This window comes from Nocardia takedensis NBRC 100417 (assembly GCF_000308695.1).
Taxonomy (GTDB): domain Bacteria; phylum Actinomycetota; class Actinomycetes; order Mycobacteriales; family Mycobacteriaceae; genus Nocardia; species Nocardia takedensis.
On the sequence record NZ_BAGG01000008.1, the window covers coordinates 1 to 22,382 of the forward strand.

18 protein-coding genes are annotated in these 22,382 nt (G+C 69.6%); 15 read left to right on the forward strand and 3 right to left on the reverse strand.

Going from position 1 to position 22,382, the window contains the following annotated elements:
- Positions 1-420 precede the first annotated feature (420 nt).
- From ON30_RS01535 to ON30_RS01555, 5 genes are read left to right on the forward strand one after another with little or no spacing between them, the layout of a single operon-like run.
- The gene (locus ON30_RS01535; RefSeq protein WP_040703590.1) at positions 421-2,004 is read left to right on the forward strand and encodes a peptide ABC transporter substrate-binding protein; all 1,584 of its coding nucleotides are present in this window, start codon (positions 421-423) and stop codon (positions 2,002-2,004) included.
- Between the two features lie 20 nt (positions 2,005-2,024).
- A complete protein-coding gene (locus tag ON30_RS01540) occupies positions 2,025-2,951 on the forward strand; it encodes an ABC transporter permease (RefSeq protein WP_040703592.1) in 927 nt (308 codons plus the stop codon).
- Complete coding sequence (locus tag ON30_RS01545) at positions 2,944-3,897, forward strand: ABC transporter permease (RefSeq protein ID WP_040703594.1); 954 nt, start codon at positions 2,944-2,946, stop codon at positions 3,895-3,897. Before ON30_RS01540 ends, ON30_RS01545 begins: the two co-directional genes overlap by 8 nt.
- Positions 3,894-5,570, forward strand: a complete 1,677-nt coding sequence (locus ON30_RS01550) for a dipeptide ABC transporter ATP-binding protein (RefSeq protein ID WP_040703595.1) — start codon at positions 3,894-3,896, stop codon at positions 5,568-5,570. The genes ON30_RS01545 and ON30_RS01550 overlap by 4 nt, the downstream gene beginning before the upstream one ends.
- Positions 5,571-5,598: 28 nt before the next feature.
- On the forward strand, positions 5,599-6,345 hold the full coding sequence (locus ON30_RS01555; protein WP_040703596.1) for a Fic family protein: 747 nt from the start codon (positions 5,599-5,601) through the stop codon (positions 6,343-6,345).
- Between the two features lie 469 nt (positions 6,346-6,814).
- Here ON30_RS01555 and ON30_RS01560 read toward each other — a convergent pair whose 3' ends face one another.
- Positions 6,815-7,642 carry an HAD family hydrolase gene (locus ON30_RS01560; protein WP_051028840.1) on the reverse strand — a complete coding sequence of 276 codons (828 nt, stop codon included), beginning with the start codon at positions 7,640-7,642 and terminating at the stop codon, positions 6,815-6,817.
- Between the two features lie 436 nt (positions 7,643-8,078).
- Between ON30_RS01560 and ssd the strand changes: the two genes are divergently transcribed.
- The 6 genes from ssd (at position 8,079) to ON30_RS01595 (ending at position 13,737) form a co-directional block, all read left to right on the forward strand.
- The gene (gene ssd, locus ON30_RS01565) at positions 8,079-9,188 is read left to right on the forward strand and encodes a septum site-determining protein Ssd (protein ID WP_051028816.1); all 1,110 of its coding nucleotides are present in this window, start codon (positions 8,079-8,081) and stop codon (positions 9,186-9,188) included.
- A 151-nt stretch (positions 9,189-9,339) separates the two neighbouring features.
- Complete coding sequence (locus ON30_RS01570; protein WP_040703598.1) at positions 9,340-10,527, forward strand: TadA family conjugal transfer-associated ATPase; 1,188 nt, start codon at positions 9,340-9,342, stop codon at positions 10,525-10,527.
- Positions 10,528-10,822: 295 nt separating this feature from the next.
- Positions 10,823-11,608 carry a type II secretion system F family protein gene (locus tag ON30_RS01580; RefSeq protein ID WP_040703600.1) on the forward strand — a complete coding sequence of 262 codons (786 nt, stop codon included), beginning with the start codon at positions 10,823-10,825 and terminating at the stop codon, positions 11,606-11,608.
- A 180-nt stretch (positions 11,609-11,788) separates the two neighbouring features.
- A complete protein-coding gene (locus ON30_RS01585; RefSeq protein ID WP_040703601.1) occupies positions 11,789-12,397 on the forward strand; it encodes a type II secretion system F family protein in 609 nt (202 codons plus the stop codon).
- An 810-nt stretch (positions 12,398-13,207) separates the two neighbouring features.
- Entirely contained in the window at positions 13,208-13,372 is a 165-nt protein-coding gene (locus tag ON30_RS01590) for a DUF4244 domain-containing protein (RefSeq protein WP_083911081.1), read from the forward strand.
- Between the two features lie 35 nt (positions 13,373-13,407).
- The gene (locus ON30_RS01595; RefSeq protein ID WP_040703602.1) at positions 13,408-13,737 is read left to right on the forward strand and encodes a TadE family type IV pilus minor pilin; all 330 of its coding nucleotides are present in this window, start codon (positions 13,408-13,410) and stop codon (positions 13,735-13,737) included.
- A gap of 110 nt (positions 13,738-13,847) precedes the next feature.
- On the opposite strand, the gene ON30_RS40820 is transcribed toward ON30_RS01595, so the two are convergent.
- Positions 13,848-14,390: a hypothetical protein gene (locus tag ON30_RS40820; RefSeq protein ID WP_245553902.1), complete on the reverse strand. Its 543-nt coding sequence runs from the start codon at positions 14,388-14,390 to the stop codon at positions 13,848-13,850.
- On the opposite strand from ON30_RS40820, the gene ON30_RS40825 reads away from it, so the two are divergent.
- Positions 14,343-14,633, forward strand: a complete 291-nt coding sequence (locus ON30_RS40825) for an Rv3654c family TadE-like protein (RefSeq protein WP_306307299.1) — start codon at positions 14,343-14,345, stop codon at positions 14,631-14,633. The genes ON30_RS40820 and ON30_RS40825 overlap by 48 nt on opposite strands.
- 286 nt (positions 14,634-14,919) lie before the next feature.
- On the opposite strand, the gene sftH is transcribed toward ON30_RS40825, so the two are convergent.
- Complete coding sequence (gene sftH, locus ON30_RS01605) at positions 14,920-17,262, reverse strand: DEAD/DEAH box helicase (RefSeq protein WP_040703662.1); 2,343 nt, start codon at positions 17,260-17,262, stop codon at positions 14,920-14,922.
- Between the two features lie 498 nt (positions 17,263-17,760).
- Here sftH and ON30_RS01610 point away from each other — a divergent pair, with 498 nt between their 5' ends.
- The 3 genes from ON30_RS01610 (at position 17,761) to ON30_RS01620 (ending at position 22,373) form a co-directional block, all read left to right on the forward strand.
- Positions 17,761-17,967 (forward strand): cold-shock protein, encoded by a 207-nt coding sequence (locus tag ON30_RS01610; protein ID WP_011206895.1) that lies wholly within the window; start codon positions 17,761-17,763, stop codon positions 17,965-17,967.
- 362 nt (positions 17,968-18,329) lie between these two features.
- Positions 18,330-21,128 (forward strand): type I DNA topoisomerase, encoded by a 2,799-nt coding sequence (gene topA, locus ON30_RS01615; protein ID WP_245553901.1) that lies wholly within the window; start codon positions 18,330-18,332, stop codon positions 21,126-21,128.
- 39 nt (positions 21,129-21,167) lie between these two features.
- Complete coding sequence (locus ON30_RS01620) at positions 21,168-22,373, forward strand: DNA polymerase III subunit delta' (RefSeq protein WP_040703604.1); 1,206 nt, start codon at positions 21,168-21,170, stop codon at positions 22,371-22,373.
- The last annotated feature ends 9 nt before the right edge of the window (positions 22,374-22,382 follow it).

Here is a 22,382-nt window from a genome sequence, read left to right on the forward strand (position 1 = left end):
AACGAGTCGCTGTGATCGGCGCTGGTCTCGGTCATCTCGTCTCTCTCTCCACGTGACCATGGGCCCGCGATCCCCGCTGTCGTCCGGTCGACACCGTCCGGGCTCCTTGTTGTCGTCTCGACAGTAGTCAACGCGGCCCGCCCCTAGCGACCACTCGACCCGCCTCGAGGAGATCGCCCGAAAACCGGGCGTGTCGCCTCGGCGTCCGGACGCGCCTCGGTCGCCGGTCGGTTTCCGTCGTGTTGCCCGCCGGAGAACTCGTGAGCAATACGGCGCGAGCGGATGACATCCCGGTCCCGGGTGGTTAACCTCCGAGAAAGGAAACCGATCGAGTGCGCTCGGGGGTCACGGGGCGCACCCGGTTGCTCCGCTCCATGCCGAAATCGGGAGAGCGCGTTGATATTTCACAAAGCATCCGCGTTGACGGCGGCGGTTCTGCTCGCCGCGGGCCTCGGGCTGTCGGCCTGTTCGTCGGACGATTCCGTCGACGCGGGCGTCTTCACGACCTACGCGGGCGAACCGCAGAATCCGCTGGTACCGACCAATACCAACGAGAACATGGGCGGTCGCGTGGTCGACCGTCTCTTCGCGGGACTGAAGTACTACGACAACAAGGGCGAAGCCCACGACGAGGTGGCCGAGTCGATCAGCACCACCGATCGCAAGAACTATCGGATCGTTCTGAAGCCGGACTGGAAGTTCACCGACGGTTCGCCCGTCACCGCGAAATCCTTCGTGGACGCGTGGAATTACGGCGCGTTGAGCACCAACGCCCAGTTGCAGAGCTACGTCTTCACCCCCATCGTGGGATTCGACGAAGTGTCGGCCGCCAACCCTGCCGTGCAGACCATGTCGGGGCTGAAGGTCGTCGACGACCGCACGTTCACCGTCGAGTTGAAACAGCCCTCCATCGATTTCGAGACCGCGCTCGGGTACGCGCCGTTCTATCCGCTGCCCGAGGTCGCGTTCAAGGATATGAAGGCGTTCGGCGAGAACCCGATCGGCAACGGCCCCTACGCTTTCGCCGCCGACGGCGCGTGGGAGCACAACGTCAAGATCGACCTGAAGGCCAACCCCGACTATCGCGGCGGCCGACCCGCGAAGAACGATGGCCTGCGGTTCGTGATGTACCAATCCCTCGACACGGCCTATTCGGATCTGCTCGCGGGCAATCTCGACACCCTCGACACCATTCCCGACAGCGCCCTGACCACCTACCAGGCCGATCTCGGTGACCGCGCGATCCTCGCCGACACCGCCCAGAACCAGCACATCGGCGTCCAACCCACCGTCCCGCATTTCGGCGGGGAGGAAGGACTGCTGCGTCGCCGGGCGATCTCGATGGCGATCAACCGGGAACAGATCTCCCAGACCATCTTCAACGGCACCAGGACGCCCGCGCGTGATTTCACCGCGAGCACGCTGCCCGGATTCAACGGCAATCTGCCGGGCTCGGAAGTGCTGCGCTACAACCCGGACGAGGCCAAGCGACTGTGGGCCCAGGCCGACGCCATCGCACCCTGGTCGGGCCGCTACGAGATCGCCTACAACTCCGACGGCGGGCATCAGGCCTGGATCGAAGCGGTCGCCAACAGCGTCAAGAACACCCTCGGCATCGACGCGATCGGCGCGCCCTACCCGACCTTCAAGAACATCCGCGACCTGATCAATTCCGAGACCATCGGGAAATCGTTCCGCTACGGCTGGCAGGGCGACTACCCGACCATGCTGCAATTCCTGACCTCCCAGTACTACAGCTACTCCGAGACCAACAACGTCGGATACGACAGTCCGGCCTTCGACCGACTGCTCGATGCCGCACTGGCCGCGCCCAGCCTCGAGGAATCGCATCGGATCGTCGGGGAGGCGCAGGCCCTGTTGCTGCGCGATATGGCCGATATCCCGGTGCTGGATTATCGGGCCGCCGCGGGCCGCTCGGATCGGGTGACCAAGGCCGAACTGTCCTGGAACGGACTGTTCGACTTCGAGAACATCGAGAAGTAGCCGCCGAGTCGGGAGGGCATATGGCCTGGTACGTCCTGCGGCGTCTGCTCCAGATGATCCCGGTCTTCCTCGGGGCGACGCTGCTCATCTACGCACTGGTCTTCCTCGTCCCCGGCGATCCGATCGCCGCGTTGGCGGGCGACAAACCGATGACGCCCGCCGTGGAGGCGCAACTGCGGGCGCGCTACCACTTGGACGAACCGTTCTTCGTGCAGTACCTGCTGTACCTGAAAGGGATTCTCACCTTCGATTTCGGTACCGCGTTCTCGGGGCGGCCGGTGAGCGAGGAATTGGCGCGCGCCTTTCCCGTCACCATCAAACTCTCGCTGCTCGCGGTCCTGATCGAGGGCGTCTTCGGTGTGTTCTTCGGCCTGGTGGCCGGACTGCGCAAGGGACGGCTCTTCGATTCGACCCTGCTGGTCGTCAGCCTGGTCATCATCGCCGTGCCGGTCTTCGTCGTCGGCTTCCTCGCCCAATTCCTGTTGGGCGTGAAATGGGGGATCGCGCCGGTCACCGTCACCGGGAACGCGAGTCTGTCCGAACTGATCGTTCCCGCGTTCGTGCTCGGCTCGCTGTCGTTCGCCTACGTCCTGCGGTTGACGCGCAATTCGGTGGCCGAGAACATGTCCGCCGACTACGTGCGCACCGCCACCGCGAAAGGACTGAGCCGCAGGCGCGTGGTCACCGTCCACATCCTGCGCAATTCCATGATCCCGGTGGTCACCTTCCTCGGCGCGGACCTGGGCGCGTTGATCGGCGGCGCGATCGTCACCGAGGGCATCTTCAACATTCCCGGCGTCGGCGGCACGCTGTTCCAGGCCATCAAACGCGGGGAACCGCCGACGGTGGTCTCCTTCGTCACCGTGCTGGTGGTGATCTTCCTGGTCGCGAACCTGGTCGTCGACCTGCTCTACGCCGCACTCGACCCGAGGATTCGCTATGCCTGAACTCGGCGAGGAGCCGCGCCCGCGTCAGGAGCATTTCGTCGCCCCGCCGGAGGAGGTGGCGGTTTTGGCGACCGACCGCGTCGTGGACACCGGCGCGCCCACGTCGCTGTGGCGGGAGGCGTGGCTGCGCCTGCGCCGCAACCCGATCTTCGTCGTCGCGGCGCTGCTGATCCTGGTCGTGTTCGCCGTGGTGCTGTGGCCCGGATTGTTCACCGACCTCGACCCGCGCTACTGCCACGGCGATTTCAGCATGGACCCGCGCGGTCCCGGACACCCCTTCGGGTTCGACAAACAGGGCTGTGACATCTACGCGCGCACCGTCCACGGCGCGCGCGCCTCGGTGCTGTGCGGACTCGGCGCGGCGACGCTGTTCCTGGTCATCGGCGGCACACTCGGCGCGGTGGCCGGGTTCTACGGCGGCATCCTGGACTCCGTCGTCTCCCGCGTCGCGGAGATCTTCTTCGCCGTCCCGCTCATGCTCGCCGCGATCGTGCTCATGCAACTGCTCGACCAGCGCACGATCTGGACCGTCGTGCTGATCCTGGCCTCCTTCACCTGGCCGCAGGCCGCGCGCATCGCCCGCGCGGCCGTGATCGAGGCCAAGAACAGCGAATATGTCACCGCCGCGACGGCACTGGGCGTCTCCCGGTTCCGCGTCCTGCTGCGGCACGTCCTGCCCAACGCGGCCGGACCGCTGATCGTGGTGACCACCATCTGGCTCGGCGCGTTCATCGTCACCGAGGCGACGCTGTCCTACCTCGGCGTCGGCCTGCCGCGCACGATCGTCTCCTGGGGTTCCGACATCAGCACCAACCAGGTCCAATTGCGCGGCGGCTCACCGATCCTGTTCTACCCGGCCGCCGCGCTGGCCCTGACCGTGTTCGGCTTCATCCTGCTCGGCGACGCCCTGCGCGACGCGCTCGACCCGAAGGCGAGGAAGCGGTGACCCAGCGCCCCCTGCTCGAGATCGACGACCTCACCGTGTGTTTCGGTTCCGGAGCCGACCGGGTGCCCGCGGTGCGCGGCGTCGGGCTCACCGTCTATCCCGGCCAGACCGTCGCGATCGTGGGGGAGTCCGGGTCCGGCAAGACCACCACCGCCCACGCGATCATCGACCTGCTGCCCGCGGGCGGCGCGGTCACCGGCGGGTCCATCCGCTTCGACGGCCGCGACCTCACCGAGGTCACCGCCAAGGAGATGGTCTCGGTACGCGGCCGGGAGATCGGACTCGTCCCGCAGGACCCGATGTCGAACCTGAACCCGGTGTGGAAGATCGGGTTCCAGATCACCGAGGCGCTGCGCGCGCACGGCATCGCCACCGGCCGCGCGGCCCGGCAGCGCGCGGTGGAACTGCTGGTCGAGGCCGGAATGCCGGACGCGGAACGCCGCGTCGACCAGTACCCGCACGAATTCTCCGGCGGGATGCGCCAGCGCGCGCTCATCGCCATCGGCCTGGCCTGCCGTCCGCGCCTGCTCATCGCCGACGAACCCACCTCGGCGCTCGACGTCACCGTGCAACGGCAGATCCTCGACCACCTCGACGGCCTGACCACCGACCTCGGCACCGCCGTCCTGCTCATCACCCACGATCTCGGGTTGGCCGCCGAACGGGCCGAACACGTCGTGGTCATGTACCGGGGGCAGGTCGTGGAATCCGGTCCGGCGCGCGAGATCCTGCGCGACCCGCGCCATGCCTACACGCGCAAACTCGTGGGCTCGGCCCCGTCGCTGGCCTCGCAGCGCATGTCCGCGGTGCGCGAACGGATCACGGTGCGCGAGCGGGCCGTCCGGGTGGCCGAAGCGGAGGCGGTGTCCGATGCCGATGCCGACGTGCTCGTCGCCCGGAATCTGACCAAGGTGTTTCGCATCCGAGGCAGCGTCCCGTGGAAGTCCACCGACTTCACCGCCGTCGACGACGTCTCCTTCCGACTGCGCCGCGGCACCACCACCGCGATCGTCGGCGAGTCCGGCTCCGGGAAGTCCACCGTCGCGCGGATGCTGCTCGGGCTGCTCGAGCCCACCTCGGGGTCGGCCGAATTCGACGGGCGCGCGATCGCGAGCCTGGATCGCAAGGGCACGTTGGGTTTTCGTCGTCGCGTGCAACCGGTGTTCCAGGACCCTTACGGATCGCTGGACCCGCTGTATTCGATCTACCGGACCATCGAGGAACCGCTGCGCACCCACGGCATCGGCAACGCCGAGCAGCGCCGCGCCACCGTGGCCGACCTGTTGGAGAAGGTGTCGCTGCCCGCCTCGGTGATGCGCCGCTATCCGCACGAACTGTCCGGCGGCCAGCGGCAGCGGGTAGCGGTCGCACGCGCTCTGGCCCTCGCGCCCGAGGTCGTGATCTGCGACGAAGCCGTCTCCGCGCTCGACGTGCTGGTCCAGGCCCAGATCCTGACCCTGCTCAATGACTTGCAGGCCGAACTCGGGCTGTCCTACGTCTTCATCTCCCACGATCTCGCCGTCGTCCGGCAGATCGCCGACGACGTGCTGGTCATGCAGTCGGGGCGGGTCGTGGAGGCCGCGAGCACCGCCGAGGTCTTCGACTCCCCGCGCGAGGACTACACCCGGCGACTGCTCGACGCGATCCCCGGGCGCGACCTGTCGCGGAGTTGACCTCGCGCGGCGGCTAGCCTCGTATCCCGTGACCGACCCGCTGCAACCCCTGGTCGACCTGCCCGGCGTCCGTGACGCCGCCGACCGCGCCCGCGACGCGCTGGCCGCCGTGCACCGGCACAAGGCCAACCGGCGCGGGTGGCCGACCACCGCCGCCGAGGCCGCGGTGCGGGCCGCGCGCTCCTCGGCCGCCATCGACGGCGGCAGCACCGACATCCCCGCCGACGGACGGGTCGAGGACCCGCTTCTGGCCGGGTCGCTGCGGGTGGGTCAAGCGCTCGATGGCGACGCCCTGCGCAACCTCGTCGCGGTGTGGCAGCGCGCGCCCTTGCAGGCGTTGGCCCGGTTGCACCTGCTCGCCGCCGCCGACCTCGTCACCGACGAACAACTGCTGGGCAGGCCGCGCGCCGACGCCGGAGTCTCGCAACGGCTGGATCTGCTGGCCCAGACCGTGCTGGCCAGTACGGCGCCCGCGCCGGTCGTAGCGGCCGTCGTGCACGGTGAACTGTTGGCGCTGCGCCCGTTCGGCGCCGGTGACGGCATCGTCGCGCGGGCGGCCTCGCGCCTGGTCACGGTGGCCAGCGGACTCGACCCGCACTCGCTGGGCGTGCCCGAGGTGTTCTGGCTGCGCAGGCGTCAGGCGTACCTGGACGCGGCCGCGGGCTTCGCCACGGGGGACGCCGACGCGGTGGGGGGCTGGACGATCCTGTGCTGCGGGGCGCTCGAGGACGGGGCGCGGGAGGCGACCTCCATCGCCGACTCCGCCACCGGTTAGGGCCCGGACACATCGAAGCGGGCGGCGTTGTCGTCGACGACCTCACCGCCCGCTAGCACGGATCACCCGGTTACCAAGCGTGCTGTGTGGGTTGTGGTTCTCGGCCTCGGCGATTCTCCGAACTCCGCCGGTTGCTCCCCGCAACCTGTGCGAGGCTCTCGCCGCCGGAACTCGGATCTCGCAGGCCCACAACGCTTCTGCCCTTGTCGCGGCGTGCTCCGCGTGGGTGCCTGGTGTCCGTGCTGGGAAGGGTGGGTCGGGAGACGAAACCTTCTCTTCCGGTCTTGCCCTGGCCTTCCGTCCTTCCGTAGCTACCTTTCTACACTGTGACGGGCCTCACTTCAACCCCTGGTCAGACCCGGAAAACACGGCGTGTCCATCGGTGTTTCGTGGTTCAATGCCCGCGCGCGCAAAATTCTCCGGGAGGCCGGCTACCGTAGGGCATCCGAGGTCTCGCGGCGGCTGTCCCTCAACGCCTTCCGCGCAACAGTCGGTAGGTCAGCGCACCCGCCAGGATTGCGCTCACGCCCAGCGCGGCCGTCGCCGCCACCGTCGTCGTCGAGGGAGCCTGGAACCGCGACCACAGCGACACCGGGTTGGAGAACGTGAGGACGGGCCACCCCCGTGCCGTCGCCTCGCGGCGCAACCCCCGGTCCGGATTCACCGCCGTCGGATGCCCCACCGCGCTCAGCATCGGCACGTCGGTCACCGAGTCGGAGTAGGCGTAGCAGCGCGAGAGGTCGTAACCCTCACTGGCCGCCAGCTTTTCGATCGCGGTGACCTTGCCTTCGCCGTAGCAGTAGAACTCGACTCCGCCGGTGTACTTGCCGTCGCGCACCACCATGCGCGTGGCCGCCGTGTGGGCCGCGCCCAGCGCCTCGGCGATCGGCCCGACGATCTCCTCGCCCGAGGCCGAGACGATCACGACGTCGTGGCCGCGGATGCGATGATCGGCGATCAGATCCGCGGCCTCCGCGTAGATCAGCGGGTCGACCAATTCGTGCAAGGTCTCGGCCACAATGGATTTCACCTGCTCGACGTCCCACCCCGCGCACAGGTTCGTCAGGTTGGCGCGCATGCGCTCCATCTGGTCGTGGTCGGCCCCGGAGAGCATGTAGAGGAAGTGCGCGTAACTGCTCTCCAGCACCGCGCGGCGATTGATGAGGCCCTGCGCGAAGAAGGGCTTGCTGAACACGTAGGCGCTCGATTTCGCGATCACCGTCTTGTCCAGGTCGAAGAACGCGGCGACGCGTGCGCCCTCGCGCGGCCCGCCGTCGAAGCTGTCCCGCGCGGTGATCCGCGCGGTCCGTTCCGGTGCCGTTTCGTGGTCGCCCTCACCCGTCACGCGTCCAAGGATAGGCGGTCGCGGCCCACCCGCTCGCCGCACGCGCGACGGGCCCGGATCGCCGGGTTCCACAGCCGGCTCCCAGGAGTTTGCCGGCGAGACGCCGGGCCGGTGGCGACGACAAACTCCTCCCGCGACAGACTTGCGTTGTGGGCGGGAGATGGGTGTAGTATTGCTGGCACCTGGACATAGTCCAGGCGCGTTCAGCCCGACCCCCCGGGGCTGAACCCGACGGCCCCAGCCTCCTCCCCCCCCGGCTGGGGCCGTCCTCTATTTCGAAGACTTCCGGGCCCGTTCTCCGGTCCTGATTCATCCACACCCCGCGAGTTATCCACATTCGGCATATCGGCCCTGTCGCCGTCTCTCGCGGTCGATCAGGCTGACCTGCATGGATCCCCAACCGGAGCGGATGGGCGGCTTACGGCCCGTTCTCGTGCTGATCGGCGATACGCGACTGCGCGAAGAGGTGCGCCGCATCGCCGCCGCGGCCGAACGCGAACTGCTCGAATCCAAGCCTCCCGCGGGCCGGCACAGCTGGGCCACGGCACCCCTGGTGATCCTCGACACAACCGCCGCGGCCGTCGGGGCCGAGGCCGGATACCTGCGCCGGACGGGTGTCGTCCTGGTGACCGAGGGGGAGCCCGAACTGTCCGATTGGCGGGCCGCGGCGGCCGTCGGAGCCGAGGCGGTGATCGCGCTGCCCGGTGCCGCGGTGGCCCTCATCGAGAAGTTTGCTGAGCACGGTGAGAGCCGCGCGGGCGGCGGTGTCGTGATCGCTGTCGCCGGTGCCTGCGGCGGCGCCGGAGCCTCGGTGCTCGCGGCCGCCACGGCCCTGCGCTCGGCCGCCGAACGCTTCCGCGCGCACACCCTTTTGGTCGACGGCGCACCGCTCGGCGGCGGCCTCGACCTGCTGCTCGGCCTGGAAAACACCGCAGGCCCGCGCTGGTCGGACCTGGTCGTCGACGAGGGCAGGGTCTCCGCGTCCGCCCTGCACGACGCGCTGCCCTCGGCCGCGTCCGGCCTGGCCGTCCTCGCCTGCGGGCGCGGCGGTGCCGGTCGATTGCCGGGCGAGCTCACCCCCGCCGCGGTGCATGCCGTCCTCGAAGCAGGCCGTGCCGCAGGCGATCTCGTCATCTGCGACGTCTCGGGGGAGCGCGGAGCGCACGCCGACCGGATGATCGACAGCGCCGATCTGGTCGTGCTCGTGGTGCAGGCGCGGCTGCGGGCGGTCGCCGCCGCGGGTGCGGTCGCGGCGCATCTGCGCCATCGAAATCCCAATCAGGGCTTGGTCGTCCGGGGTCCGGCCCCCGGCGGCCTGCGCGGCGCCGAGGTGGCCGACCTGCTCGACCTGCCGCTGTTGGCCGCCGTCCGCGCCGAGGCCGGTCTCGCGGCCCGCCTCGAACGCGGGGGCCTCACCCTGCGTCGCGGTCCGCTGCGCGACGCCGCCGACGCGGTGTTGTCCGTGGTCAGCCCCACCGCGGTCGGGAGCAGCCGATGAATCGGGTAACCACGCTGCGCGCGAACGGATTCGAGAGCGCAAGGGGTGTGACGAAGAACGCACCCGAGGTTGCCGGGCCGCCGAAACCGGTCTTCGGGCACGGCTGCCGAGGCTGCCGGAACCGCTTCGCGGGCGTCCGCGAGGTCGGCCGGTGAGCACCGTCGTCACCGCCGAACTCCTCGACCGGGTCCGCGAACGCCTCGCGGGCGGCGACACCGATCCCGACCCGGCCCGTGTCGCCGCCGCCCTGCGCGCCGAAGCGGGCGGCGTCCTCGGCGACACCGACCTGCTGCACGCGCTGCGCACCTTGCAGACCGAGATGACGGGCGCGGGCGTCCTCGAACCCCTGCTGCACGATCCCGCCGTCGCCGACGTACTCGTCACCGGGCCGGAAGCCGTGTGGATCGATCGCGGGCGCGGCGTGGAGCGCACCGGCGTCACCTTCCCCGACGAAGCGGCGGTCCGCCGCCTCGCCCAGCGCCTCGCCCTCGCCGCCGGACGCCGCCTCGACGACGCGCAACCCTGGGTCGACGGTCGACTCCCGGGAAATGAAGCGGCACTCGGCGATTCGTTCGGCGTGCGATTGCACGCGGTGCTCGCGCCGATCGCCCACGGCGGCACCTGCCTGTCACTGCGCGTCCTGCGCCCCGCCACCCAGGGGCTCACCGCCCTGTGCGCGTCCGGTTCCATCCCCGCCGACACCGCCCGCCTGCTGCGCGACATCGTCCGCGCCCGAGCGGCTTTCCTCGTCTCCGGAGGCACCGGATCGGGAAAGACAACCCTCCTGTCCGCCCTGCTCGCCGAAGTCGGCCCCGCCGAACGCCTCATCTGCGTCGAGGACGCCGCCGAACTCGCACCCCCGCATCCGCACGTCGTGCGCCTGGTCGCCCGCACCGCGAACGTCGAGGGCGCGGGCGCGGTCACCGTCCGCGACTTGGTCCGCCAAGCCCTGCGCATGCGTCCGGACCGCATCGTCGTCGGCGAAGTCCGCGGCGCCGAGGTCGTCGACCTGCTCACCGCCCTCAACACGGGTCACGACGGCGGCGCCTGCACCGTCCACGCCAACTCGCCTCGCGAAGTCCCCGCCCGCCTCGAAGCCCTCGCCGCCCTCGGCGGTATGGACGCGCGCGCCCTGCACAGCCAACTCGCCGCAGCGATCCAAGTGGTCCTGCACGTCCACCGCACACCCTCCGGTTCTCGAGCCCTGCGCGAAATCGGTCTCCTCGAGAGGGAACCCGACGGCTCTATCCGCGTCGTCCCCGCCTGGCGGGCCGACAACACACCCGCCCCTGCGGCATCCGCCCTGGAATCGCTTCTCGCCGAACGGATTAACCCGTGACGGCGCGGACGGTAGAGACGACGACGCGGACAGCGTGCCGAACAGGCCGTGTATCAGCCGTAGCCGGGCCGATCCGGCGTCGGGTCGCTGAGGGCAGCCCCGTGTGGCGTCGGGGTCAGCCATCGCACCGCGCATCGGTCGACGTGTTGTCCCGGTTCGGCCGGACTGTCCGCATCGAGAGGACGATCCTGCGCGGCCTCGCCGGGGTCGTCGCTGCGCGGTCGGACTTCCCAGGTCATCGACCGGAGTCGTGTCGTCAGGTCGTGCGTGAGAGGAACCGGGAGTGAGCGGGCTCATGGCATTGCCGCTGGTGGCGGTCGCGCTGCTCGTCGCACCACGTGGCCTCGCCGAACGACGCCGTGAGCACCTGCTCGGCGGGGTCCGCGCTCGGCGGCGGATATCGCGCCGCACCACCTTCGCGGTGGCGGCGGCCGTCGGTGGGGCAGTGGCCGCCACGTCGGGCGCTGGCGCGCTGATCGCGGCCGCGATCCTGGCCGCCACGATCACGGTGCGCGTCCGCCGGGTCCGCGCCGACGGTGCGTGGACGACCGAGAGCGCCCACCTCCTGGAAGCCCTGGAAACCGTCATCGGGGAACTCCGCGTAGGCGCGCACCCCAGCGCCGCCGCCCTGACGGCGGCCCACGAGACGGCCGGTGACGCCGCCCGTGGCTTCGCGATCGCCGCCGCCCGTGGCAGGCTCGGCGGCCGTGCCGCCGACGGCCTCCGCAGCCCCGATTCGGTGGTCGCGACCGAACTCGGCCGCGTCGCCGACGCCTGGCTGGTCGCCGACGACCACGGCCTCGCCCTGGCCGAACTCCTCACCGCCGCCCGTACCGACCTCACCGGTCGCATCCGATTCCGCACCCGCACCACCGCGGCCCTCGCGGGTCCACGCGCCACCGCCACGGTCCTGGCCGGACTTCCCCTGCTCGGGATCGGCCTGGGCCAACTCATGGGCGCGAACCCGATCGCGGTCCTCTTCGGGCAGGGCGTGGGCACGGTCCTCCTCCCGCTCGGGGTGGGCTTGGCCTGCGCGGGCCTGCTGTGGACGGACGCCATCACGCGAAAGGTCCTGCGATGAACCGCCTCGCCGGCTCGAAGGTTCGCGCGTGTCGACCGCCGGACACGCGATGGCCGTCCCGTAGGTCCGCGATGGTCGCGCACCCCGACCGCCGGGCCACCGCGCGATCGCCTCGAACGAACGGAACCAAGGCGCTTCGACGGAGCGCCGACCGACCCCTGCCACCGGACGGAGGTATCGGTGCCTACGGCGACATGGGCACTCGCGCTGGTCGTAGCCGCTCTGCTGGTCGTGCCCGCGCGTGCGTCAGCGTTGCGCAGGATCTCTCGCCCGCCCGACAGCGATCCCTCCGACCGTGTAGTGCCGGCAACCGAGGAACCGGACCCGCTGGCCACGGCGGCAGTCCTCGATCTGCTCGCGGCCTGTCTGCGCGCCGGTATGCCGATGGCGAGCGCGGCCCGGGCGGTCGCGCGCGGCGCGCCGGAGCCACTGCGCGGCTCACTCGCGCGCGCCGCCGACCTGCTGTCGCTCGGCACGGACCCGGCGGACGCCTGGTCGCACGTCGCCCGCGAAGTGCGCGGCGCACCTGGCGCGGGCGAGGTCGAATCCCTGGCTCGGATGGCCCGCCGCTCCGCGCGGTCCGGCTCGTCGCTGGCCACGGGAGTGAGCGAACTGGCCGACCAGCACCGAGCCGCAATCCGGGACCGAACGGCGGCGCGGGCCGAACGGGCGGGAGTTCTGATCAGCGGCCCCCTCGGCCTCTGTTTCCTCCCGGCCTTTCTCTGCCTGGGCATCGTCCCGGTGGTGATCGGCCTGGCGGGCCGCGTACTCGGCGGCGGACTGCTGTGACCGACGAACGAACTCGCTCGCGCGGACCGTCCGCGCGAGCCCGAACAGGAGAGGGACGCGGTGCGAATGCAGGTGGGGAACTGGAGAACCGCACAACCGACACGACCGAAGACCCCGACCATCTCGGTACCGGCCCGTGCCGACGACAACCCGCAGGAGGACCAACTGCCACGCCCCCGCACCCCGGAAGCCGACGTCACCCGAGCCCCGAACCCTCCGGCCACGACATCGGCGGCTTCCGGTCCGCCGAGTACGTCGGTGCCACCGGCACACGAGGACGAGAGTGGGGACTCGATGTCACCGGCAAACCCGACCGACACCGGCGAGAGGCAAGCGACGCCGGCAGTCTCCGATCCTTCGCTGATCTCGGCACCGCATCCGTCGGCCGAGGGTGGAGATGCGGCGTCGAAGACGCGGGCGAGCGCTGCCGCAACGGCGGGGAGATCGACGGGTGCGGCGGCGGCCCTGGGTACACCGAGGGGGAGGGCTGTGGTGACGGTGCGTGTGACGTGCTCGGCCGACGTGTCGGTCGCGGGGACCTGCTCGCGGGAACGAGCGCGGCGGCGTGTCGCACGGATACCGACCGGGTGCGAGATGTCGGTCTGTCGGGCGATCGCCGTGCTTCTGGTACTCGTGTCGCGGTGGGTGCCTCTGGAGAGGGCGAGGCTGCGCTCGGCGAAGTTCGTGATTCGATTGCGGCGTGCGGCGCGCTCGGCTTCGCGTTGCGGAGTTCGTGCGACTTCGGCACGGGGGAGTTTCTCGTTCTCGGCCCGGATACGCCTGCCGCTGTGCGAGATTCGCCGGCGGTTGATGCGGTTCGGGCCGGACGAGTCCGGCATGAGCACGGCGGAATACGCGATCGGCACCATCGCGGCGGCGGCGTTCGGGGCGGTGCTCTACGGCGTGGTCACCGGGGACTCGATCGTGGACGCGTTGACGAAGATCATCGACAAAGCGCTCTCCACCAGCGTCTGAGCGGCGACAAACATCGTTGTAGTACAACGGTTCTCGTGGGTGACGGTGGTGCCGTGACGGTGGAGGCGGCGATCGCGGTCGCGGCGATCGTCGTCGCCGTCGTCTGCTGTCTGGGTGCGCTCCTCGCGGTGTCGGCGCAGATCCGCTGCGTCGACGCCGCGAGGGAAGCGGCCAGACTCGGTGCGCGCGGCGACGAGTCCTCAGCTGTCGCGGCTGCCCGCGCCGTCGCACCGAAAGGGGCCGAGGTCACCTTGCGCGGGGAGGGCAACCGCGTAGTCGCGTCCGTCACCGCCGACACCCCACTGCTACCACTCCTGGAGCTCAGGGCCGACGCGGTGGCGGTCCGGGAACCGGGTGTGCGATGAGTCGCGCGCCCGAGAGTCAGTCGTCCGAGGTCCACGTGCCCCTCCCGAAGCTGTCACCACCCCCGCGAGTGTCCACCTCGCCTTCCGGCCCGCCCAGAAACCAGATGTCCTCACCGCACGCCCCCCGCGAGCGAATCGCTGGGGGTCGCGCCGCCCCCAGTCGGACCGCTGGCAGCCGAGTATTGGCTGGTCGGCCCGATCCCAATGGCGCTGTTGATGGTCGAGCCCTCAGAAGACGAACTGCTCATGTCCGCGTCGCTGCCGGTAGGACTGCGGACGACCGGTTCGCCGATGCCCAGGTGGTCCAGGTGCCCGGAACGCTGACCGCGGAAGCGGGATGCAGAAGGCGTGTTGCCGCAGATCGGGTCGTCGGAAGGCTGATCGCCGACGATCGCGCGCGTCGGAGCCGAGTCGCTGGAGGCTGGACCGCCGCAGGTCGGCTGGTCGGAAACGTGCTCGCCGGTGGTCGGGTCGGCGGAAGGTCGGCCGTCGAGGGCCGGGCCGCCACTGGCCGGGATGTCGGAGATCGGAGCGCCGAGGATCGGGCTCGTGAGAGCGGTGTCGCGACGGTGTTCGGGTGTCTGGCGTTGATCGCGTTGCTCGCCGTGACGGCGATGTTCGTTCAGGTCGGTGCGGTGGTGGTAGCGCGGCATCGTGCGCAGTCCGTGGCGGACTTGGGGGCGTTGGCGGTGGCTGGTGCGTTGACCTCGGGGGTGGCCGCCGGGTGTGCCGAAGGGGAGACGCTGGTGCGGTCGGCGGGGATGCGGATTCGCGCGTGTGCGGTGGCGGAGTGGGATGCCACGGTGATTGTCGAAGGCGATGTACCAATTGGGCTGCTGGGTGCGCGGACTGTCCGCGCGGTTGCCCGAGCGGGCCCTGTCGAGGATGAACACTGACCGGCTCGTACACGCACTCACCAGTGTTAGTTCCAGCCGGGGCAATCGGTAATTCGGATGGTCGGATAATTTCGGTATCGCATCAATTCGCGAAACGCGGAAGGGAATGTGCCTGCGGTATCCGCGCAGGTCGTGTTAAAGGTTATGGCAATACATCAGTTAACATGAATAGATTCCTCTTTAATCGTCACACCCGCGCACCCGCTTCATGGACAAAAGTCCAGGTCGGGCCGCCTCGGGCGCAGCTCCCCGAGTCGGCCGACGGGGGTGCGGCGAGGTCGGACGGTCACGCGCTGAGTTCCGGGCCTCGGCCTGGGGAAACGTCGGACGCGGCGAGTTCGGCGAGTACCGCGCCCAACAGGCGGGCGGCACCGGCCTTGTCGAGCGGCGAGTTGCCGTTGCCGCACTTGGGGGACTGCACGCAGGACGGGCACCCGGTCGCGCAGGCGCAGGATTCGATGGCTTCCGCGGTGGCGGCCAACCAGCGCCGGAGCTGCGCGAATCCCCGTTCGGCGAAACCCGCGCCGCCCGGTTGACCGTCGTAGACGAAGACGGTGGGCAGTCCGGTGTCGGGATGTTCGGCGGTGGACACGCCGCCGATATCCCACCGGTCACACGTCGCGACCAGCGGTAGCAGGCCGATCGCGGCGTGCTCGGCGGCGTGCAGCGCGCCCGCGACCTGCGGCGCGGCGATACCGGCGGCGGCGAGCAGTTCGGGGGTGACGGTATAGAGGACGGCTCTGGTCGGGAGGGTGTGGGCGGGCAGGTCGAGTTCGACGAGGTCCAAGACCTCGCCGGTCACCAGGGTGCGGAGGTAGCTGACGGCCTGCGTGGTCACGCTGACCTGGGCCAACGCGCAGGTCAGCGTGCCGTGTCGCTGTTCTTCGGTGATCGCGTCGACGGTGAGGGAGGTGAGCTGACGCGCGCTGGTGGTCCAGCCGGGGTCGTGGGCGTGCACGAAGGCGACGCCGTCCTCGAGGTCGAGTTCGTCCACCACATAGGTGTCGCCTTGGTGCAGGTGGACCGCGCCCGAGTGCAGTGTCGCGCGGGCGCGGCCCGCGTCGGCGGTGCCGAGCAGGCGGCCGGTCTCGGCGTCCACGATGGCGACCGGCGTGCCGATCCCCCCTCGCACGTCGACGGCGTCGTGGGGGTGGGTCTCGGCGGTCACGTACCAGCGTCCCGCACCTCCCGGGCCGTTCGCGCGTCGCCGGATCAGGCCCTGACCAGCCAGATCCTCCAGGGTCGCGCGCGCGCCGAACGCGTCGACCTCGGTGTCGGTGAGCGGGTGTTCCATGGCCGCGCACAGCAGTTGCGGCCCCAGGACGTAGGGATTGTGCGGGTCGGTGATGGTGGCTTCGACGGGTTTGTCCAGCAGGGCCTCGGGGTGGTGCACGAGGTAGGTGTCGAGCGGATCGTCCCTGGCCACGAGCAGGACCAGCGAGCCTTGGGTGCGTCGTCCGGCCCGTCCGGCCTGCTGCCAGAAGGAGGCGACGGTGCCGGGGAATCCGGAGATGACCACCGCGTCGAGTCCGGCGATGTCGACGCCCAGTTCCAGCGCGTTGGTGGCGGCCGCGCCGAGCAGCGAGCCCTCCGACAAGGCGGTTTCCAGTTCCCTGCGGTCCTCGGCCAGGTAGCCGCCCCGATAGGCGGCGACCCGCTCGCCGAGCAGCGGATCGACCTCGGTGAGCCGGCGTCGGGCCTCCATCGCCGTGAGTTCGGCGGCCCGCCGGGAGCGCACGAAGGTCAGCGTCCGCGCCCCTTCCTGGACCAGGTCGGCCATGATCCGCGCGGACTCGGTGGTCGCCGAGCGGCGGACAGGTGCGCCGTTCTCGCCGGTCAGCGCCTCGATCAGGGGCGGTTCCCACAGGGCGATGGTCCGCGCGCCGCGCGGTGAGCCGTCCTCGGTGACCGCGACGCACGGCGCGCCGATCAGTCGGGACGCCGAGTCGGCGGGGTCGGCGCTGGTGGCCGAGCAGAGCACGAAGGTGGGGTCGGCCCCGTAGCGGGCGGCGACCCGCCGCAGCCTGCGCAGCACCATGGCGACGTGGGAGCCGAAGACGCCCCGGTAGGCGTGGCATTCGTCGACGACCACGTAGCGCAGGCCGCGCAGCAGCCGCGCCCAGCGCTGGTGGGATCGCAGGATGCCCAGGTGCAGCATGTCGGGATTGGTGAAGATCCAGCGCGCGTTGGCGCGTATCCATTGGCGGATCTCGGCGGGGGTGTCGCCGTCGTAGGTGGCCGGATGGATATCGCGTAGCGGGCCTTCGTGGGTGAGGGCTCCGATCGCCCGCAACTGGTCGGCGCCGAGGGCCTTGGTCGGGGCTATGTACAGCGCCGTGGCTTTGGGGTCGTCGAGCAGTGCGGTGGTGACGGGGAGTTGGTAGGCCAGTGACTTGCCGGATGCTGTCCCGGTGCTGACGACGACGTGCTGCCCGCTCGCCGCCAGGTCGGCGGCGCGGGTCTGGTGGGTCCAAGGGGCGGCGATCCCCGTGTCGCGGACCGCGTCGACCACTTCGTCGGCGACCCAATCCGGCCAGGTGGTCACCATCGCGGGTCGGGCGGGCAGGTCGAGGACATGGGTGAGTCCGGTGCTGTCGGCGGGCAGTCCGTCCAGGACACGATCGAGCAACGATCGCCCGTAGCCGAGAGGGTTGCTGGGGTCGGCGACGCCGTTCCGGTCGGTCGGATTCACCGCGCGTGGACCTCGATGAGCTCGGAATGTGTGAAACGTGGGTGCCCGAGTCGCACAACCCGACATTTCGATACCCAATAGCGACCTGGGTCACAGCCTGATTGCTGAACGTTCACTCGGTTATCCAGCGGCAAACGAACCTGAAGTCTGGATTCTGGCATTGTCTCCCTTACTTGCGCATTCGCAAGATCAAGTTTTTTGCAAATTGTCGGTAACTCGACTGTTGAATTGCGCGAAGACATGGTTCACTGGTTCCTGGTCGCAAGCTTCTGTGTTCGAGGGACGGATCCAAAGTCCAAACCGTCAGCAGGATCGATGTTGCGAACGGTGTGCTCGGTGCTTTCCTGCAGGGGGAACCAACAGTACAACGGTCGGAACGGGCCCGGTGGACGAACCCAGTTGTCCGCCGTTCCGGTAGAAAAGAGAAGGAACAGAATGGCACAGGGAACTGTGAAGTGGTTCAACGCGGAGAAGGGGTTCGGCTTCATCGCGCCCGAGGACGGGTCCGCTGACGTCTTCGTCCACTACTCCGAGATCCAGGGGTCGGGTTTCCGCACCCTCGAGGAGAACCAGAAGGTCGAGTTCGAGGTCGGTCAGGGCACGAAGGGCCCGCAGGCCACCGGAGTTCGCGCACTCTCCTGAGTGACGCAACGATTCAGCTCGTCCCTCACCACCGGTCACGGCGGTGAGGGACGAGCTATATCTGGGGTAGGGGCATCCGCTACACGCCGCGGCTGATCACGCCCTTCGGCGAGTGTGGCAGGCGACACTGCATACTGAACGACGGTGAACACGTACGCTCAGTGGTTCGGGTCGCGAGAACTCGACCGCAACCAGCGTCAAGGTATAAACGTGTCTGGTGGCGAGACAAGCGTTCGCCGCTGCTCACCCCAGCCGCGCACCCGGCGCACACGCGTCGCGCGGGTCGAGAAGGAAAGGTGTATTCGCCGGTGGCAACACGAGACCGCGGTGCAGCCGACCAGGGCCGTCCCCTGCGTCGTCTCGTGATCGTCGAGTCCCCGACCAAGGCTCGCAAGATCGCCCCCTACCTGGGCCGCAACTACACGGTCGAGGCGTCGGTCGGTCATATCCGTGACCTGCCGCGCGGGGCGGCCGATGTGCCCGCCAAGTACAAGGGGCAGTCCTGGGCGCGTCTGGGCGTCGACGTCGACAACGACTTCGAGCCCATCTATGTCGTGAGCCCGGACAAGAAGGCCAAGGTCACCGAGCTCAAGAGTCTGCTCAAGGACGCCGACGAGCTCTATCTCGCCACCGACCCCGACCGTGAGGGCGAGGCGATCGCGTGGCATCTGCTCGAGACGCTCAAACCCAAGGTGCCGGTCCGCCGGATGGTGTTCCACGAGATCACCGAGCCGGCCATCCAGGCCGCCGCCGCCGACACCAGGGAACTCGATCCCGATCTGGTCGACGCGCAGGAGACCCGCCGCATCCTGGACCGCCTCTACGGTTACGAGGTCAGTCCGGTGCTGTGGAAGAAGGTCATGCCGCGGTTGTCGGCGGGCCGGGTGCAGTCGGTGGCCACCAGGGTGATCGTGCAACGCGAACGCGAGCGCATGGCGTTCCGTTCGGCCGAGTACTGGGACATCGCCGCCAAACTCGACGCGGGCACCGGCGAGCAGACCGACGCCACCAATCCGCGGACCTTCGGCGCGCGCCTGGTCAATGTGGACGGCGCGCGGGTCGCCTCCGGTCGTGATTTCGGGTCCGACGGCAGGTTGAAGTCCGCGTCGGGCGTGGTCGTCCTCGATGAGGCGCACGCGCGCAGGCTCGCCGAAGCGCTCGACGGCGCTGATCTGGTCGTGTCCTCCGCGGAGGCCAAGCCGTATACGCGCAAGCCGTATCCGCCGTTCATGACCTCGACGTTGCAGCAGGAGGCCGGACGCAAACTGCGTTTCACCTCCGAGCGCACGATGCGGGTGGCGCAGCGGTTGTACGAGAACGGCTACATCACCTACATGCGTACCGACTCGACCACGCTGTCGGAGTCGGCCATCGCGGCCGCGCGGTCGCAGGCCACCCAGTTGTACGGGGCGGAATACGTTTCGCCGAGTCCGCGGCAGTACACCCGCAAGGTGAAGAACGCCCAGGAGGCGCACGAGGCGATCCGCCCGTCGGGCGACACCTTCCAGACGCCGGGCCAATTGCATTCGCGCCTGGACAACGACGAGTTCCGGCTCTACGAGCTGATCTGGCAGCGCACCGTCGCCTCGCAGATGGCCGACGCGCGCGGCACGACGCTGACGCTGCGGATCACCGGCGTCGCGGGCACCGGCGAGGAGTGCGTGTTCTCCGCGTCCGGTCGCACGATCACTTTCCCCGGCTTCCTCAAGGCATATGTGGAGAGCGTCGACGAGGAGGCGGGCGGCCAGTCCGACGACGCGGAATCCCGCCTGCCCGCGTTGGAGCAGGGTCAGGGCGTCACCGCCGTCGAGTTGAACCCCGACGGGCACAGCACGAATCCGCCCGCCCGCTACACCGAGGCGTCGCTGATCAAGACGTTGGAGGAGCTCGGGATCGGGCGTCCGTCCACCTATTCCTCGATCATCAAGACGATCCTGGATCGCGGCTACGTCTACAAACGCGGCAGCGCGTTGGTGCCGTCGTGGGTGGCCTTCGCCGTGGTGGGTCTGTTGGAGGCGTATTTCGGCCGGCTGGTCGACTTCGATTTCACCGCCGCGATGGAGGACGATCTCGACGCCATCGCGGGCGGTCGCGAACAGCGCGGAAACTGGCTGTCCAGCTTCTATTTCGGCGGTGAGCACGGCGTCGAGGGGTCGGTCGCGCGGTCTGGCGGGCTGAAGAAGATGGTCGGCGACCAACTCGACGACATCGACGCCCGCGAGATCAACTCGATCAAACTGTTCAGCGACGCCGAGGGGCGCGACGTGGTGGTCCGGGTGGGTCGCTACGGCCCGTACCTGGAGCGGATGGTCACCAATCCCGATGACCCGGAAGGTGATTCGATCTCGCAGCGGGCCAACCTGCCCGATGATCTGCCGCCGGACGAGCTGACCAACGAGGTCGCCGAGAAGCTGTTCGCCACGCCGCAGGAGGGCCGCAGGCTCGGCGCCGATCCGGCGACCGGGCACGAGATCGTCGCCAAGGAGGGCCGTTTCGGCCCCTACGTGACCGAGATCCTGCCCGAACCCGCCGCCGAGGAGCAGCCGCCCGCGAAGAAGACCGCCAAGAAGGCGGCCGCGCCGAAACCGCGCACCGGGTCGCTGTTCAAGTCGATGGACCTGGAGACGATCACCCTCGACGACGCGCTGAAACTGCTGTCGCTGCCGCGTGTCGTCGGCGCCGATCCCGCTTCCGGCGAGGAGATCACCGCGCAGAACGGCCGCTACGGGCCCTACCTGAAGAAGGGCACCGATTCGCGGTCGCTGACTGCCGAGGACCAGATCTTCACGGTGACGTTGGACGAGGCGCTCAAGATCTACGCCGAACCCAAACGGCGCGGTCGGCAGGCGGCCGGCGCCGCGCCGCTGCGCGAACTCGGGAACGACGCGGCCACCGGTAAGCCGATGGTGATCAAGGACGGTCGATTCGGTCCCTACGTCACCGACGGCGAGACCAACGCCAGCCTCCGCAAGGGCGACGAAGTCGAATCCATCACCGACGCGCGCGCTTCGGAACTGCTCGCCGATCGCCGCGCCCGCGGACCGGTGAAGAAGACCGCCAAAAAGACGCCCGCGAAGAAGACCGCGGCGAAGAAGACGGCCGCCAAGAAAACGCCGGCCAAGAAGACCCCCGCGAAGAAGACGGTCGCGAAGAAGTCCTGATCGTCGGTGGTGTCGGTGCGGGCGGTTAGGGTGTAGCGCGTGGCGGGAGTCTTCGATCGGTTGGTCGGCCAGGATGCGGTCGAGTCCGAACTGACGGCTGCCGCGATAGCGGCGCGCGCGGGTGTCGTCGAAGGCGCGATGACGCATTCGTGGCTGTTCACCGGCCCGCCCGGCTCGGGTCGATCCGTCGCGGCGCTGTGCTTCGCAGCCGCCTTGCAATGCACCGATCCGGGCACGCCCGGCTGCGGACGCTGTCACGCGTGCACCACCACGATGGCCGGCACCCACGGTGACGTGCGCCGCGTCGTCCCCGAAGGTCTGTCGATCAGCACCAAGGAGATGCGCGGCATCGTGCAGATCGCCGCCCGCAGGCCCAGTACCGGGCGGTGGCAGGTGGTCGTCATCGAAGACGCCGACCGGTTGACCGAAGCCGCGGGCAATGTCCTGCTGAAAGTGGTGGAGGAACCGCCGGACCGCACCGTCTTCCTGCTGTGCGCGCCGTCGGTCGACCCCGAGGACATCTCGATCACCCTGCGGTCGCGGTGCAGGCACGTCCACTTGGTGACGCCGTCGACCGACGCGATCGCCCGCGTCCTGCGCGAACGTGACCACCTCGACGAGAAGACCGCCGGGTGGGCCGCCTCCATCAGCGGCGGACACGTCGGTCGCGCCCGCCGCCTGGCCACCGACGAGGAAGCACGGATGCGTCGTCAGCGCGCGCTGGCCCTCGTCGGCGCGGTCGCCAAACCCGGCGCGGCCTACGCCGCCGCCGACGAACTGGTGAAGTCCGCCGACGAAGAAGCCAAACTGATGAGCGCGGCCCGCGACGAACGCGAACGCGAGGAACTGGCCACCGCGATGGGCGCGGGCGGCACCGGCAAGGGGGCCGCCGGTGCCACCCGAGGCTCCGCGGGCGTCCTCAAGGACCTCGAGCGTCGCCAGAAATCCCGCGCCACCCGCACCGGCCGCGACGCCCTCGACCGCGCCCTCATCGACGTCGCCGGCGTCTACCGCGACGCCCTCGCCGTCCGCTTCGGCGCGTCCCGCAACGGATCCGGCGTCCCGCTCACCCACCCCGACCTCACCGACCAGATCCACGACCTCGCCGACCGCGTCGCCCCCGAAGGTCTGCTGCGCTCCATCGACGCCGTCCTGGCCTGCCGCGAAGCCCTCGATCTCAACGTCAAACCCCGCTTCGCCCTCGCCGCCATGGTCGCCGCCCTCATCGCCGCCCGAACCTCCTGACCACCCGTT